The sequence below is a fragment of the Helicobacter pylori genome, assembly GCF_009689985.1.
Taxonomy (GTDB): domain Bacteria; phylum Campylobacterota; class Campylobacteria; order Campylobacterales; family Helicobacteraceae; genus Helicobacter; species Helicobacter pylori_CG.
This window is the reverse complement of record NZ_QBAW01000003.1, coordinates 101,212-117,275: the sequence shown is the minus strand read 5'-3', so window position 1 is coordinate 117,275 and position 16,064 is coordinate 101,212. Positions and strand designations below refer to the sequence as shown.

Sequence of the window (16,064 nt, the reverse complement as noted above, 5' to 3'; positions counted from 1 at the left end):
TCTTTATAGATATACCGCTTCACATGTAATCGTATAAAAGATTTTTTTGAGAGACTCTATGGTGCTAATGTGTTTCAAAAGATCATTAGGGTCATAAGAATTGAATACGGCCAATAAAACATTATACAGCTTATCATCGCACAGAATTTCTCTTGTTTCTCCGCGCAATGACAGAAAGCAGCGTTGTTTATTGGTCGTGCTGATGCTTTTAAAAGTAAAAAAGTCTTTCACTTCAGGATTGATCTGTAATTCCACATTCAATCCCATTTCTTTACCCTTTTCATCAAAGATTTTTTCAATAATTGGATCGTAATGCTTCAAATCCTTTATTTTTTTAAGGACTCTATTGACAATCACAAAATCAAAAACTTCATTTTTGATAATATCGGGATTGACTTCTTTGAAAGTTACTTTCTTGTCTTGCAAATTTTTGATAGTCGCCTTGAAACTATCAAAATCTAAATTCGTATAAACGCGCCCACTAGGAGTGTTTTTTTCTTTTTCTAGCGCTTCTTTTTTCGCTTGGTTATCATCATTTGCCAACCCATACGAACTGAAAACAACGAGACTTAAGAGAACTTTCAAAAAAAAGTCTCTTATTTTTTTATTACTATTATTGTTGATCAATTTAGCTAGCTCCTCCACTCTCGCCAATATTGAAGCCAAACTTAGTGCTCAAATAGATAATACCGCCTGCCACCGCTAACATAGCTATGGGCTGCGCATAAGCAAAAACGGTTGCCTGACCTCTTTTGATGTCATCAGAGATTTTCCAAATATCTGCTATGCCTTTGACCCCTAGAGCGCAACCACCTACGATCGCTAAAACAGAAATGATCTGAATAACCAAAGATTTAGTCTCAGTAACGCCTGTTGTAGGACTGTTGAACGCCATTAAAGGATTGGTTGTTACCATTAGTAGCCCTAAAGTTACTACAACTTTCTTGTAGCTGTCAGTGATTCTTGTAAGAAATTTCATGCGTTTCCTTTCAGATTGAAATAATGGTGTGATTATACCAAAAAAAAATATTTTTACACTTTCACGCAAGCACCACTAGATTAACTGGCCTTGTGTGTATCCTTTTTGATTGAGATAAAAACCGACACTTTTGTTTGACAATTGACACAATTTAGAAACAATAAACCTACTTGTCCCAACCTTTTTTGCTTCTCAAGTCATTGTAGAATTGTAGATCTTTAGGATCTTTGATGTATTTTTTAATTGTCTCGGGTTGAAACCTAAAAACAAGTAAAAACAAACCCAAGCTGATCAGAGTGAGAATAAGGCTCCATTTTAAGCAACTCCATAGACCACTAAAGAAACTTTTTTTGAAGCTGTCTTTGAAAATCTGTCCTATTGATTTATTTTCCATGTGGATCACAAACACTTCTTGTTAAAATTTGTCTATTCTAGCAAGTTTTTGTTAATTGTGGGTAAAAATGTGAATCGTTCCTAGCCTTTAGACGCTTGCAACGACTGGAATTTTTCAATATTAACAAGATTAATGAAAAAATGCCTAATATTGTAGTATAATAAGAATGTTCAAAGACATCAATTGACCACTCAAGCGTGTGGTGGTTTTTAGCAGTCTTTGATACCAAATCCAATTTTAGGTAAAGGAGAAACAATGACTAATGAAACCATCGATCAAACAACAACACCGGATCAAACAGATTTTGTTCCGCAACGATTTATCAATAATCTTCAAGTAGCTTTTCTTAAAGTTGATAACGCTGTCGCTTCATTTGATCCCGATCAAAAACCAATCGTTGATAAGAATGATAGGGATAATAGGCAAGCTTTTGAGAAAATCTCGCAACTAAGGGAAGAATACGCCAATAAAGCGATCAAAAATCCTGCCAAAAAGAATCAATATTTTTCAGACTTTATCAATAAGAGCAATGATTTAATCAACAAAGACAATCTCATTGCTGTAGATTCTTCTGTAGAGAGCTTTAAGAAATTTGGGGATCAGCGTTACCAAATCTTTACGAGTTGGGTGTCCCTTCAAAAAGATCCGTCTAAAATCAACACCCAACAAATCCGAAATTTCATGGAAAATATCATACAACCCCCTATCTCTGATGATAAGGAAAAAGCGGAGTTTTTGAGGTCTGCCAAACAATCTTTTGCAGGAATTATCATAGGGAATCAAATCCGATCGGATGAAAAATTCATGGGCGTGTTTGATGAATCTTTGAAAGCAAGGCAAGAAGCAGAAAAAAATGCAGAGCCTAGTGGTGGGGATTGGCTTGATATTTTTTTATCATTTGTGTTTAACAAAAAACAATCTTCCGATCTCAAAGAAACGCTCAATCAAGAGCCAAGGCCTGATTTTGAACAAAATTTAGCCACTACCACCACCGACATACAAGGCTTACCGCCTGAAGCTAGAGATTTGCTTGATGAAAGGGGTAATTTTTTTAAATTCACTCTTGGTGATATGGAAATGTTGGATGTTGAGGGAGTCGCTGATAAGGATCCTAATTACAAGTTCAATCAATTATTGATCCACAATAACGCTCTATCTTCTGTGCTAATGGGGAGTCATAGTAACATAGAACCTGAAAAAGTTTCATTATTGTATGGGGATAATGGTGGCCCTGAAGCTAGGCATGATTGGAACGCCACCGTTGGTTATAAAAACCAACAAGGCAACAATGTGGCCACACTCATTAATGCGCATCTTAATAACGGCAGCGGGTTAATCATAGCGGGTAATGAAAATGGGATTAAAAACCCTAGCTTCTATCTCTATAAAGAAGATCAACTCACAGGTTTGAAACAAGCGTTGAGTCAAGAAGAGATCCAAAACAAAGTGGATTTCATGGAATTTCTTGCACGAAACAATGCTAAACTAGACAACTTGAGCGAGAAAGAGAAAGAAAAATTCCAAACTGAGATTGAAAATTTCCAAAAAGACCGTAAGGCTTATTTGGACGCCCTAGGGAGTGATCACATTGCTTTTGTTTCTAAAAAAGACCCAAAACATTTAGCTTTAATTACTGAGTTTGGTAATGGGGAAGTGAGCTATACTCTCAAAGATTATGGGAAAAAACAAGATAAAGCTTTAGATGGGGAGACAAAAACCACTCTTCAAGGTAGCCTAAAATATGATGGCGTGATGTTTGTCAATTATTCCAATTTCAAATACACCAACGCCTCCAAGAGTCCTGATAAGGGTGTGGGCACTACGAATGGCGTTTCCCATTTGGAAGCGAATTTTAGCAAGGTAGCTGTCTTTAATTTGCCTAATTTAAATAATCTCGCTATCACTAATTATATAAGGCGAGATTTAGAAGATAAATTGTGGGCTAAAGGATTGTCTCCACAAGAAGCTAATAAGCTCATCAAAGACTTTTTGAACAGCAACAAAGAATTGGTTGGAAAAGTTTCAAACTTCAATAAAGCTGTAGCTGAAGCTAAAAACACAGGCAATTATGATGGAGTGAAAAAAGCTCAGAAAGATCTTGAAAAATCTCTAAGGAAACGAGAGCATTTAGAGAAAGAAGTAGCGAAAAAATTGGAGAGCAGAAACGACAACAAAAATAGAATGGAAGCAAAAGCTCAAGCTAACAGCCAAAAAGATAAGATTTTTGCGTTGATCAATAAAGAGGCTAGTAAGGAAGCAAGAGCGGCCGCTTTCGATCCGAATCTTAAAGGCGTCAGGAGCGAATTGTCTGATAAACTTGAAAATATCAACAAGAATTTGAAAGACTTTGGTAAATCTTTTGATGAACTCAAAAATGGCAAAAATAATGATTTCAGCAAGGCAGAAGAAACGCTAAAAGCCCTTAAAGACTCGGTGAAAGATTTAGGCATCAATCCAGAATGGATTTCAAAAATTGAAAACCTTAATGCAGCTTTGAATGATTTCAAAAATGGCAAAAATAAGGATTTCAGCAAAGTAACACAAGCAAAAAGCGACCTTGAAAATTCCATTAAGGATGTGATCATTAATCAAAAGATAACGGATAAAGTTGACAATCTCAATCAGGCTGTATCAGAGACTAAATTAACAGGCGATTTCAGTAAGGTAGAGCAAGCCCTAGCCGAACTCAAAAGCTTGTCATTGGATCTTGGAAAAAATTCTGATCTACAAAAATCCGTTAAAAATGGTGTAAATGGAACCCTAGTTGGTAATGGGTTGTCTAAAACAGAAGCCACAACGCTCACCAAAAATTTTTCGGACATCAGGAAAGAATTGAACGAGAAATTATTTGGAAATTCCAATAACAATAATAATGGACTCAAAAACAACAACGAACCCATTTACGCTCAAGTTAATAAAAAGAAAGCAGGACAAGCAACTAGCCCTGAAGAGCCCATTTACGCTCAAGTTGCCAAAAAGGTGAGTGCAAAAATTGACCAACTCAACGAAGCTACATCAGCAATAAATAGAAAAATTGACCGGATTAACAAAATTGCATCAGCAGGTAAAGGAGTGGGCGGTTTCAGTGGAGCAGGGCAATCAGCTAGCCCTGAACCCATTTACGCTACAATTGATTTTGATGAGGCAAATCAAGCAGGCTTCCCTTTGAGGAGAAGTGCTGCAGTTAATGATCTCAGTAAAGTAGGGCTTTCAAGGGAACAAGAATTGACTCGTAGAATTGGCGATCTCAATCAGGCAGTTTCAGAAGCTAAAACAGGTCATTTTGACAAACTAGAACAAAAGATAGATGAACTCAAAGATTCTACAAAAAACAATGCTTTGAAGCTATGGGTTGAAAGCACGAAACAAGTGCCTACTGGTTTGCAGGCGAAATTGGACAATTACGCTACTAACAGCCACACACGCATTAATAGCAATGTCCACAATGGAACAATCAATGAAAAAGCGACCGGTATGCTAACGCAAAAAAACCCTGAGTGGTTCAAGCTTGTGAATGATAGGATAGTTGCGCATAATGTGGGAAGCACTCCTTTGTCAGAGTATGATAAAATTGGATTCAACCAAAAGAATATGAAAGATTATTCTGATTCGTTCAAGTTTTCCACCAAGTTGAACAATGCCGTAAAAGACATTAAGTCTAGCTTTGTGCAATTTTTAACCAATACATTTTCTACAGGATCTTACAACTTGATGAAAGCAAATGTGGAACATGGAGTCAAAAACACTACAAAAAGTGGTTTCCAGAAATCTTAAAGGATCGAGGAATACTAAAAACACCCCTTGCTAAAACAAGGGGATTCCTAACTAAAATATCCTAATAAACACTAACACGAAAGGCTTTGTTCTTTAAAGTCTGCAAGGACATTTCCTGCCCTAAAAAGACTTAACCCTTTATTCAAGATATTGTTCGCAGCGTTAATATCTCTGTGTTCTTTATACCCACAATCAGGGCACAAATATTGCCTGTGATTCAATTTGAGCTTGGGGTTGATGCTCCCGCAATGAGAGCAAGTTTTGCTAGTGTATTGTGGGGGAACTTTCACTAACAATTTGCCATTATGCTGTTGTTTGTAGTCTAGCAAACTTGTAGATAGGTAATTCTTTTCCAAATATAAAAACGCTTTTCTGGATCTCTCTAAAGCGCTTTATAATCAGCACAATACCCTTATAGTGTGAGCTATAGCCCTTTTTTGGAAAATTGTGTTATTTTGACTTTAAATTTTGCGTTACAATTTGAGCCATTCTTTAGCCTGTTTTTCTAGCCAAACCACATCGCCGCTCGCATGAAATTCTACTTTAGGGAATGCGCATGCGTTTTTCTTAAGGGCGTATTTTTGCTGCAAATATTCCACAATAGCATCGCCAGAATGGATGAGTAGGGGGGGCGTTGAAAGGGCAAAATGCTCCATAAAATAGCCCTCAATTTGGTGAGCGATCAAGGGAAAATGCGTGCAACCTAAAATAACCACTTTAGGCAAGATCTCTAATGGAGCAAAATAATAACGCATGCAAGTTTCTAACAATTCGCCCTCTAAAATATTTTCTTCAATCAAAGGCACAAAAAGAGAAGTGGCTAAATGCGAAACATTCAAATAGCCTTGTTGTTTCAGGGCGTTGTCATAAGCGTTGGATTGAATCGTCGCTTTTGTCCCTAGCACTAAAATAGGGGCGTTTTTATCTTTTACTTGTTGTTTGATCGCTAAAATGCTTGGCTCAATCACGCCCACAATAGGGATTTTGGAATATTTTTGCATCTCTTCTAAGGCTAGAGCGCTCGCTGTGTTGCATGCCACAATCAATAATTCAATCTTGTGCGGTTTGAAAAAATCCAAAGCCTCTAAGCCAAATTGCTTGATCGTGGTGGGGTCTTTAGTGCCATAAGGCACCCTAGCGCTATCGCCATAATAGATGATTTCATCAAATAATTGCGCTTTTAAAAGGCTTTTTAAAACGCTAAACCCTCCCACACCGCTATCAAAAACGCCTATTTTCATGACACTTTTTTAATTTAATGGGATTTTAATAAGGGATTTTATTTTTCATTCATTAAATTTAAAAATTCTTCATTGTCCTTAGTTTGTTGCATTTTAGAATACACAAAGCTTAAGGCTTCTATGTCATCCATTTGTTGCATCACATTCCTTAAAACCCACACTTTAGTCAAGCGGTCTTTGCCAAGCAAGATATTATCTTTTCGTGTGCCGGATTTTAAAATATCAAAGGCCGGGTAAATGCGTCTGTCTGCAATATTTCTCGCTAAAACGATTTCGCTATTCCCGGTGCCTTTAAATTCTTCAAAAATCACCTCATCCATTCTGGATCCCGTTTCAATCAATGCAGTAGCGATAATCGTCAAGCTCCCGCCTTCTTCAATATTCCTTGCGGCTCCAAAAAAGCGCTTGGGTCTGTGCAAGGCGTTCGCATCCACGCCTCCACTTAAAACCTTACCGCTTGAAGGCGTTACAGCGTTATACGCTCTGGCTAAACGGGTGATAGAATCCAATAAAACCACCACATCTTTTCCCATTTCCACTCGCCTTTTAGCCCTTTCTAGCACCAACTCAGCGATTCTTATGTGGTTGTTTGCGGGCAAATCAAAAGTGGAGCTAAAAACTTGACCTTTAACGCTTCGTTGCATATCCGTAACTTCTTCAGGGCGCTCATCCACTAAAAGAATAATCAGCTCCACTTCAGGGTGGTTAGAGGTGATGCCTTGGGCGAGTTCTTTCATGAGCTCCGTTTTCCCAGTCCTTGGTGGCGCAACGATCAAAGCCCTTTGACCTTTCCCCACAGGGCTGAATAAATCCAGCATTCTGCCGGTAACTTTAGTGGGTTCGTATTCTAATTTGATTTGTTCATCAGGGAATAGAGGGGTTAGATTGTCAAACAAAGGGCGGTTTTTAATCTCATCTGAAGGCAAATAATTGATGGCTTCTATTTTTAAAAGGGCGTAGTATTTTTCCTGGTCTTTGGGGGATCGCACTTGACCGGTAACAATATCGCCATTCCTTAAAGCAAAACGCCTGATTTGAGAAGGGCTGACATAAGTGTCATTATGCCCGTCTGAAAAACTCCCATCAAACCCTCTTAAAAAGCCATAGCCATCAGGCATGATTTCTAAAATCCCGGTAAAAAGAATGTATCCGCCTTGCGTAACTTGGGTTTTTAAAATTTCAAACATCAAGTCTTGTCGTTTGAATTCTTGGGGGTTTTCCACTTTGAGCTTGTTAGCGATTTCTAAAAGCTTTTCAGTAGGGTAGGTGCGTAAATCTTCAATGTGATAACCGCTCACTGGCGTGTGTGTTTTGACTTTGTGCGGACTTTTATGCGTAGGCGCGTTTTCGTTCATTAAATTTCCTTTTAATTAAAAAGAGATTTCTAGTTTGTTGCAATTAAGATAAAAATACAAAAAGCTAAAGCATTCTTAAAAAATTAGTGTAACCAAAAGATTCTAATAAGTGGCACATGCCACAAGTGTTGGATTTCGTAATGCTTCGCTATGCTATCATAAATTTTTTAACAAAGCAAATTTTATTTTAACTTTAGAGTGGTTTTAATTTATTGTTACTTATGCTATAATTTTAAGTTTAAATTTAAAAATAAAGGATACTTGATGAAAAAAGGCATTCACCCCGAATATATCCCATGCAAAGTTACTTGTGTAACTAGCGGGAAAGAAATTGAAGTTTTAAGCACTAAACCTGAAATGCGTATTGATATTTCTAGCTTTTGCCACCCTTTCTATACCGGTAGCGACAAAATCGCTGACACTGCAGGGAGAGTAGAGAAATTCAAGCAACGCTACAACTTGAAGTAATTCTTTTAAAAAGCGTGGCTTTTTGTGCTGTATTTTTTGCCCACTCCTATAGGTAATCTCGCTGACATTACGCTACGCGCCTTAGAAGTTTTAGAGCGTTGTGAGATTTTTTTATGCGAGGATACAAGGGTGAGTAAGAGGTTGTTGCACTTGCTTGCACAAAACCCTGTTATTAGCCATTCTTTCCCCAATATCGCTACTCAAAAAAGGGAATTTATCGCATTCCATTCGCACAACGACCGGGAATTTTTAAACAAAGTAGAGCTTTCTTTTTTTGACAAAGAAATCGCTGTGATGAGCGATGCGGGCATGCCAAGTTTGAGCGATCCAGGCATGAGTTTAGTCGCTCACGCTTTAAAACATAACATTCCCTACGATGTCTTGCCTGGGGCTAACGCGCTCACTACGGCGTTTTGCGCGAGCGGGTTTTTAGAAGGGCGGTTTTTTTATGCTGGCTTTTTACCTCATAAGAGTAAGGAAAGGCGCTTAAAAATCGCTAAAATTTTAAACGCTTTAGCGTATTTAGAAGAAAAAACCCCGGTGGTTTTTTATGAAAGCCCGCACCGATTGCTAGAGACTTTAAAGGATTTAAACGATTTGGCTAAAGGCATGCATTTGTTTGCGGCTAAAGAGCTTACTAAACTCCACCAGCAATATTATTTAGGAGAGGTTTCTCAAATCATAGAGCGGTTGCGACAAAATAATATCCAAGGGGAGTGGGTTTTAGTGCTTTTGAATGAGAAAAAAATAGAGCCTTGCATGGGGCTATCGGCGTTATTGGAGTTGGATTTACCTCCTAAAATTAAGGCTAAAATTGAAGCCGCTATGACACAAAAAAACGCTAAAGAGCTTTATTTCCAGCGTTTGTTAGAAGAAAAAAATCAATAAAAGGGGTTTAGCATGCAGGCAGTAATTTATGGCAAGCAGGTGATTATGCGCATTCTAAACTCTCATCAAGAAAAATTGCAAGAAATCTATCTTTCTAAAGAAATAGACAAAAAGTTTTTTTTCGCGCTCAAAAAAGCATGCCCTAATATCATCAAAGTGGATAACAAAAAAGCGCAAAGCTTGGCTAAGGGGGGGAACCATCAAGGGGTTTTAGCTAAGGTGGAATTGCCTTTAGCGCTTCCTTTAAAAGAGGTTAAAAAAGCTCAAAAACTTTTAGTGCTTTGTGGGATTACGGATGTGGGGAATATTGGGGGTATTTTTAGGAGCGCGTATTGCTTAGGAATGGATGGCGTTATTTTAGATTTTGCTAAAGAATTGGCTTATGAGGGGATTGTGCGATCCAGCTTGGGGCTTATGTATGATTTGCCTTTTAGCGTTGCGCCTAACACGCTGGATTTAATCAATGAATTGAAAACGAGCGGGTTTTTATGCTTGGGCACGAGCATGCAAGGCTCTAGTCAAGTAGAAAATCTATCCTTAAAAAAATGTGCTCTTTTTTTGGGGAGCGAGCATGAGGGGTTGTCTAAAAAAATCCTTGCTAAAATGGATACTATATTAAGCGTAAAAATGCGAAGAGATTTTGATTCGCTCAATGTGAGCGTGGCAGCAGGGATCTTAATGGATAAAATCAACTAGGTGGTCAATTGAATGGAACAGCATAAAAAAAGTTTAGAAAATTTAGATATTTCTGGTGTTCAAAACATTTCTAAAGATATTTCTGGTGCGGCATTAGAAGAATTATCGCTTAAAAATTTAGATAAAAATTTGCAGATTTTAAAAGAAGTTGGAGTAACAGAAATTTGCAAGGCGACTAAAATCGCTTCTAAAAATATCCATTCTATCTTGGAAAAACGCTATGAGTCTTTATCAAGGGTGCATGCTAGGGGATTTATACAAATTTTAGAGCGCGAGTATAAAATTGATTTGAGCGCATGGATGAAAGAATTTGACAAAGTGTGTGTTTTTAAAGAGGGCGTAAGTGAAGAGAAAAATCAAGAAACAGATCCTGAAGAAACAGCAAAAAAACCCCTTAAGGTTGAATTGGATTACAGCATCAATCAAGCCAATACTTCATTATCCAAAAAATCTTCCAAATGGAAACCCTTTGTTTTGGTTATAGGGGTGATTGTCATTGTGTTGGCGGTCGTTATCATTCAAAACAGCTCTTCTTTAAAAGAAGAAAAAGAGCGAGAAAGCGCTATTAAATCCGGCACTAAAAAGAGTTCTTTCAATGACGCTAATCTTGCAGAAGAAAACAAGCCAGAGCCAACGCCTAAACTAGAAGAAAAACCAAAAGAACAAGACAAGCAAGAAAAAGAAGCGATCAAAGAATATCCTAATACCATTTATATTATCCCTAAACGAGATATTTGGGTGGAAGTGATTGATTTAGATGAGAAAAAAAATTCTTTTCAAAAGGTTTTTAAAAAAAATTATTCTTTAGAAACCAAAAACCATCGCTTGTTGTTGCGTTTTGGGCATGGGCATCTTAGTCTTAAAAACAACCATCAAGAACAAAATTATAACGATAGCAAAACTAGGCGGTTTTTATACGAGCCAGCCAAAGGCTTAACGCTCATCAACGAGGCCCAATACAAAGAACTCCAGCAATGAAAAACCTTTTTTTAGCTTTTATTGTTGGGGGAACGCTATTGAACGCTGATGCTTTAAACGATAGGATTGAGAATTTAATGGGGGAGCGAGCTTATCATACAAACAAGCTTTTTTTAGAGCGTCTGTTTAAAAATCGTAAAGCTTTCTATGTAATGGGGCGTTTGGATTCCTTGAAACTGCTCAACACTCTCAAAGAAAACGGGCTTTTGTCTTTTAATTTTGACAAGCCAAGCATGTTAAAAATCACTTTCAAGGCTTCAAGCAATCCCCTAGCGTTTGCCAAAAGCATCAATAATTCTTTGAGCATGATGGGGTATTCGTATGTTTTGCCCATTAAAATGCAAAGCTCTTTGGGCGAGAATGTTTTTTCATACGAGCTTAAAACGGAATATGTTTTAGACCCTAACATTTTAATAGAAACGATGAAAAGGCATGGTTTTGATTTTACAGATATTAGACGGGTGTCTTTAAAAGAGTGGGAATACGACTTTGTCTTACAAAAAATCAAGCTCCCTAACGCAAGAGCCTTAGTTTTGAGTAGCGATCCTGTGGAATTTAAGGAAGCGAGTGGGAAGTATTGGCTGAGCGTGAATCAGAATGCGTATTTAAAAATAAGCTCTAATAACCCTTTATGGCAACCCAAAGTGATCTTTTATGATGAAAACTTAAAGATCATTCAAATCATTGCTAAAGAAAACAGACAGCAAGAAATCGCTCTTAATTTGCTTGATGGTGTGCGTTTTATCCATATCACTGATGCAAAAAACCCTATCATTTTAAAAAATGGGATTAGCGTGGTTTTTGATGCGATGCCTTAAGTAGGGGGTAACCCTATTGATTGGAATAAAACAGCTTGCTAATAAGCTCCGCTTCCACTTCTATAAAAAGGACAGCCCACCAATTAATAAACCATACAAAAAATAAATGCGCTGGTGTAAAGCACCAAGCAATAGTGAAATGCCGCTAACAATAGAAATTCCAAGGCGAGTTTAAAGATTTTACCTTTTTTGCCAAACGCCATTGTAATGAGAAGAAGTGAGAAAAATACATGCTTGAAGATGCAAAATGCCTGCCCCCTATTCCTTAAAGACCAATTCCTAGAAAAGCGGCTTTTGATTTTTCATGTATAACCATGGGATTTCTTTCTTTTTTAAAAATACCATTAGACCTAACTTTTGTATTGTAAAATGAGAATGCTTTTATTCAACACGTCGAGTTGGTAACGCAATGATGTTTTTTATATTATTATACAAGCTATGTAAAATATTCACTTTTTTCTAAAATGATAGCAAGTAGTGAAAAATTTAGCTTTGTTTTTATTGAGCGTTGGTTATAAAAAAATATTGCATTTTTTAAGATCGGATAGTAGAGAGCTTGATTTTATCAAGAGGTATTTTTAAAAGCGGTCTTTAGGGGATTTTAGTTGGGGAATTATTTCAAAATACCCCTTATCTCCTTAAGAGAATAGGTTTAAAATAAAGTTTAAAAACACAATCTTAAAAGTTAAAGAACCAGTTATCAATATTTCATTAACGCAAAGTTTTTTATAGATCTAATTCATGCCCTCCACAAACGAACCAAGCGACATCAATTTTTGATAACGGTTGTCAAGGAAATGAGGGTCTTGTTGGATAGTCCTTAGAGCGTCTAAAAAATACTCTTTGATCGTGTTAGCCGCTGAAAATTTGTCTCTATGAGCCCCTTTGCTAGGCTCTAAAATAATATCATCAATAAGCCCCGCCTCCTTTAAGTCTCTAGGCGTGATTTTCATCGCTTTAATCGCCACTTCAGTCTTGCTAGGGTCATCCCAAAGAATCGCCGCGCAACCTTCTGGGGATATAACGCTAAAAATGGAATATTCCATCATAGCCAATTTGTCAGCCACCGCAATCGCTAACGCACCACCACTGCCCCCTTCACCGATAATTACAGAAATAGTAGGGACTTTTAAGGAAGCGAACTCCTGGAGATTTTTAGCGATCGCTTCACTCTGGCCTCTTTCTTCTGCACCAATCCCCGGATACGCCCCGGCTGTATCTACAAGCATTAAAATGGGCAAATTAAACTTCTCAGCAAATTTCGCCATTTTCAAAGCCTTACGATAGCCGCAAGGGTTAGGCATGCCAAAATTTCTTAAAAGCTTGTTTTTAGTCCCTCTGCCCTTTTCTTCTCCGATCACCACAACTGGGACATTATCAATTTTGCCTATAAAACACACGATCGCTTTATCATCGTTATAGTGCCTATCCCCAAAGACTTCATACTTATCTTTTAAGATCAAATCAATGTAATCCATAGCGTAGGGTCTGTCAGGGTGTCTTGCTAATTGGAGTTTTTGAAAATCAGTGAGATTGGAGTAAATGCTTTTAACTTCTTTGTCCAATCTTTTTTCTAAGATTTCTTTAGCGTCCTCATCGCCTCTAATAAGGGCTAATTCAATTTCATTTTGAATTTCTTTAATATGATTTTCAAAATCTAAATAAATGGCCATTCAAAATCCTAACTTTGTAAAACTAGGCTTTTTTGAAAATCACAACACCATTAGTGCCACCAAAACCAAATGAGTTACTCATCACCGCATCCACTTGCTTTTCTCTGGCCGCATTAGGGATATAATCCAAATCGCATTCTGGGTCAGGCGTTTCTTGATTGATGGTAGGAGGTAAGATCCCTTGATTCATGGCCATGATAGAAATAACGGCTTCTAACGCGCCCGCAGCACCCAAACAATGCCCAATCTGCCCCTTAGTGGAGCTAACGGGAGGGACTTTTTCTTTAGAGCCAAACACATTTTTTAGAGCGATGCTTTCATACCAATCGTTATAATGCGTGCTAGTCCCATGAGCGTTCACATAGCCTACTTCCACTTTCGCCATTTCTAAAGCCATTTTCATGGCTCTAAAAGCCCCTTCACCCTCAGGAGCCGGAGCCGTGATGTGGTTAGCATCGCCACTCTCACCATACCCAGCAAATTCTGCATAGATTTTTGCCCCTCTTTTTTTCGCGCTCTCGTATTCTTCAAGCACCAAAGCCCCAGCGCCTTCGCCCATCACAAAGCCATTGCGATCTTTATCAAAAGGTCTTGAAGCTTTTTTGGGATCATCATTCCTTGTAGAAAGGGCTTTAATGCTCGCAAACCCCCCAATCCCTACAGGACAAATGGTGGATTCCGCTCCCACGACTAGCATTTTATCAGCCCCATTAAGCAAAATGGTTTTAACGGCTTCAATAATGGCATGAGTACCTGCTGCACAAGCCGTTACGCTAGAGAGGTTAGGCCCTTTAATGCCAAACTCAATGGAAGTGAAACCGCCAATCATATTCACTAACGCAGAAGTGATAAAAAAGGGATTGACTTTTCTAGGGCCTTTTTCAAAACAAAAAATGGAATTCGCTTCAATATTGCCTAACCCGCCAATCCCAGAGCCAGAGCTTACGCCCATGCGATTTGCCAATTCTTCAGGGCATTTATTGTGAGCGTCTAAAATCCCACTATCTTTCATCGCCTCTTTTGTGGCTTTCAAGGCTAATTGAATGAAACGACCCGCCTTTTTAACATCTTTGGGGTTCATCACCTCTGTAGGGTCAAAGTCAGTGATTTCTCCAGCAATACGCACAGGAAACGCGCTCGCATCAAAACTTTCTATGTTTTTGATACCGCATTCCCCTTTAGCGATCGCTAAAAAAGAATCTTCTTTATTTAAACCTAGCGAATTGATCATTCCCATTCCAGTTACTACAATCCGACGCACCAATAGCTCCTCATTTCAAAACTTTAATTCAGTGAAACCGCCCCTTTCTAAGGCAAGGGGCTTCCTAACTAAAGCATTCCATTGAATGCTAACACGAAAGGCTTTGTTCTTTAAAGTCTGCATGGATATTTCCTACCCCAAAAAGACTATTTTAACCTCTTTTAGCTTGAATATAGCCTAACGGCTACGCACTCACATCTTGCACCCTAAAGGACAGAGTTTTTTCGTGCTGTTGGGATAAAACTTAGCTAAAGCCAAATTTTTGACTAAAACCTGGAGAAAACGCTCCAAGTTAAAAAGATTAAGCTAGTTTATTATCCTCAATATACTTTACCACATCGCCCACATTGACGATTTTTTCCGCTTGCTCATCAGGAATTTCAATGCCAAACTTTTCTTCTAACGCCATGATTAGTTCCACGACATCTAAAGAGTCCGCACCCAAATCCTTCACAAATTCCGCCTCCGGCGTAACTTGCGCCGCATCCACATTCAACTGCTCAGCAATAACTGCCTGAATATCTTCAAATAAAGCCATAATTAAAACTCCCTTGTTTTTGTAAAAATTAAATCAACCATCATTGGAGCGTTTATTTTTGCTCCAAAACATCTAAAATCCTATACAACAAATAAATTACAATGAGAAACAATATTAAATAAATAATCCCCATTTGATAATAACCTCTTTGTTTTAGAATAACCTCATAATGTTAGCATGATTTTTGCTACTTACAAACTTTTATCGCTAAAAGAACCCTTTGTTTAGGACTACATATAAAGCCCGCCATTGACTTTGAGAGTCTCTCCAGTGATGTAACTAGAGTGATCGCTCAAAAGAAACGCTACCGCTTCTGCCACTTCCTTAGCAGACCCTAGCCTGTTTAAAGGAATGTTTTTAACATAATCCGCTTTGAGTTCATCTTTCAAATTGGCGTTCATGTCGGTTTCTATAAAACCGGGCGTCACAGAGTTGAAACGAATATTCCTTAAAGCTCCCTCATAAGCAAAGGACTTGCTCATCGCAATCATCCCTCCCTTACTCGCTGAGTAGTTTGTCTGCCCCATATTGCCTCTTTCACCAATGATAGACGCGATATTGACTACGCTCCCAAAACGGCTTTTGCTCATGATTTTTAGGGCTTCTCTGCAACCTATAAACGCTGAAGTGAGGTTATTGTCTATGACATGGTGAAAATCTTCTGTTTTCATTTTGATCGCTAATTTATCGCGCACCACACCGGCGTTATTCACCAAGTAAGACAAACCCCCATCGCTTTGGACAATGGTTTGTATCGCTTCAACAAAATCGCTTTCAGAAGCCGCATCAAATTTAATGACAGCTACCTTATAGCCTTTTTCTTCAAGCTCATTTTTCAAAGCGTCAGCCACTTCAGCATTACTGCGGTAATTGATCCAAACTTTCAACCCCATAGAAGCGAGAGTTTTGGCGATTTCAGCCCCAATGCCTTTAGAAGACCCAGTAATGAGAACATTTTTCCCTGTAAATTGCATTATTCAATAATCCTTAAATTTTAAATT

15 protein-coding genes and 2 pseudogenes are annotated in these 16,064 nt (G+C 38.1%); 6 read left to right on the top strand and 11 right to left on the bottom strand.

Annotation, left to right across the window (positions count from 1 at the left end; all coding sequences use genetic code 11):
- Positions 1–3 precede the first annotated feature (3 nt).
- The 3 genes from cagD to cagB all read right to left on the bottom strand — a co-directional run bounded on the left by cagD (position 4) and on the right by cagB (position 1,373).
- Positions 4–627, bottom strand: coding sequence for a cag pathogenicity island type IV secretion system protein CagD (gene cagD, locus DBU79_RS03510; RefSeq protein ID WP_154411546.1), 624 nt, complete (start codon positions 625–627; stop codon positions 4–6).
- 1 nt (position 628) lies between these two features.
- On the bottom strand, positions 629–979 hold the full coding sequence (locus DBU79_RS03505; RefSeq protein ID WP_154411545.1) for a CagC family type IV secretion system protein: 351 nt from the start codon (positions 977–979) through the stop codon (positions 629–631).
- A gap of 166 nt (positions 980–1,145) precedes the next feature.
- Entirely contained in the window at positions 1,146–1,373 is a 228-nt protein-coding gene (gene cagB / locus DBU79_RS03500; protein WP_154411582.1) for a cag pathogenicity island protein B, read from the bottom strand.
- A gap of 255 nt (positions 1,374–1,628) precedes the next feature.
- Between cagB and cagA the strand changes: the two genes are divergently transcribed.
- Positions 1,629–5,147, top strand: coding sequence for a type IV secretion system oncogenic effector CagA (gene cagA, locus DBU79_RS03495; protein ID WP_154411544.1), 3,519 nt, complete (start codon positions 1,629–1,631; stop codon positions 5,145–5,147).
- Between the two features lie 71 nt (positions 5,148–5,218).
- Here the strand turns inward: cagA and DBU79_RS03490 are convergent.
- The 3 genes and pseudogenes from DBU79_RS03490 to rho form a co-directional block, all read right to left on the bottom strand.
- Positions 5,219–5,491: pseudogene (locus DBU79_RS03490) on the bottom strand (zinc ribbon domain-containing protein); the annotation flags it as partial.
- Positions 5,492–5,620: 129 nt separating this feature from the next.
- Positions 5,621–6,388, bottom strand: a complete 768-nt coding sequence (gene murI / locus DBU79_RS03485) for a glutamate racemase (RefSeq protein WP_154411542.1) — start codon at positions 6,386–6,388, stop codon at positions 5,621–5,623.
- 38 nt (positions 6,389–6,426) lie between these two features.
- Entirely contained in the window at positions 6,427–7,743 is a 1,317-nt protein-coding gene (rho, locus tag DBU79_RS03480) for a transcription termination factor Rho (RefSeq protein ID WP_001004691.1), read from the bottom strand.
- 264 nt (positions 7,744–8,007) lie between these two features.
- On the opposite strand from rho, the gene rpmE reads away from it, so the two are divergent.
- From rpmE to DBU79_RS03455, 5 genes are read left to right on the top strand one after another with little or no spacing between them, the layout of a single operon-like run.
- Positions 8,008–8,211 (top strand): 50S ribosomal protein L31, encoded by a 204-nt coding sequence (gene rpmE / locus DBU79_RS03475; protein WP_000715278.1) that lies wholly within the window; start codon positions 8,008–8,010, stop codon positions 8,209–8,211.
- A gap of 24 nt (positions 8,212–8,235) precedes the next feature.
- Complete coding sequence (gene rsmI / locus DBU79_RS03470) at positions 8,236–9,099, top strand: 16S rRNA (cytidine(1402)-2'-O)-methyltransferase (RefSeq protein WP_154411541.1); 864 nt, start codon at positions 8,236–8,238, stop codon at positions 9,097–9,099.
- 12 nt (positions 9,100–9,111) lie between these two features.
- Positions 9,112–9,795: a 23S rRNA (guanosine(2251)-2'-O)-methyltransferase RlmB gene (rlmB, locus tag DBU79_RS03465; protein ID WP_154411540.1), complete on the top strand. Its 684-nt coding sequence runs from the start codon at positions 9,112–9,114 to the stop codon at positions 9,793–9,795.
- Positions 9,796–9,807: 12 nt separating this feature from the next.
- A complete protein-coding gene (locus tag DBU79_RS03460; RefSeq protein WP_154411539.1) occupies positions 9,808–10,773 on the top strand; it encodes a sialidase in 966 nt (321 codons plus the stop codon).
- On the top strand, positions 10,770–11,591 hold the full coding sequence (locus DBU79_RS03455; protein ID WP_120824540.1) for a hypothetical protein: 822 nt from the start codon (positions 10,770–10,772) through the stop codon (positions 11,589–11,591). The genes DBU79_RS03460 and DBU79_RS03455 overlap by 4 nt, the downstream gene beginning before the upstream one ends.
- Positions 11,592–11,604: 13 nt before the next feature.
- On the opposite strand, the pseudogene DBU79_RS03450 reads toward DBU79_RS03455, so the two are convergent.
- The 5 genes and pseudogenes from DBU79_RS03450 to fabG form a co-directional block, all read right to left on the bottom strand.
- Positions 11,605–11,833 (bottom strand): annotated as a pseudogene (locus DBU79_RS03450) (hypothetical protein).
- 492 nt (positions 11,834–12,325) lie between these two features.
- Complete coding sequence (accA, locus tag DBU79_RS03445) at positions 12,326–13,264, bottom strand: acetyl-CoA carboxylase carboxyl transferase subunit alpha (RefSeq protein ID WP_001029385.1); 939 nt, start codon at positions 13,262–13,264, stop codon at positions 12,326–12,328.
- Between the two features lie 22 nt (positions 13,265–13,286).
- Entirely contained in the window at positions 13,287–14,525 is a 1,239-nt protein-coding gene (locus DBU79_RS03440; protein WP_014536895.1) for a beta-ketoacyl-ACP synthase II, read from the bottom strand.
- 301 nt (positions 14,526–14,826) lie between these two features.
- The gene (gene acpP, locus DBU79_RS03435) at positions 14,827–15,063 is read right to left on the bottom strand and encodes an acyl carrier protein (protein WP_001163091.1); all 237 of its coding nucleotides are present in this window, start codon (positions 15,061–15,063) and stop codon (positions 14,827–14,829) included.
- A 230-nt stretch (positions 15,064–15,293) separates the two neighbouring features.
- Positions 15,294–16,037 (bottom strand): 3-oxoacyl-ACP reductase FabG, encoded by a 744-nt coding sequence (gene fabG / locus DBU79_RS03430; RefSeq protein ID WP_140447676.1) that lies wholly within the window; start codon positions 16,035–16,037, stop codon positions 15,294–15,296.
- Positions 16,038–16,064: the final 27 nt, after the last annotated feature.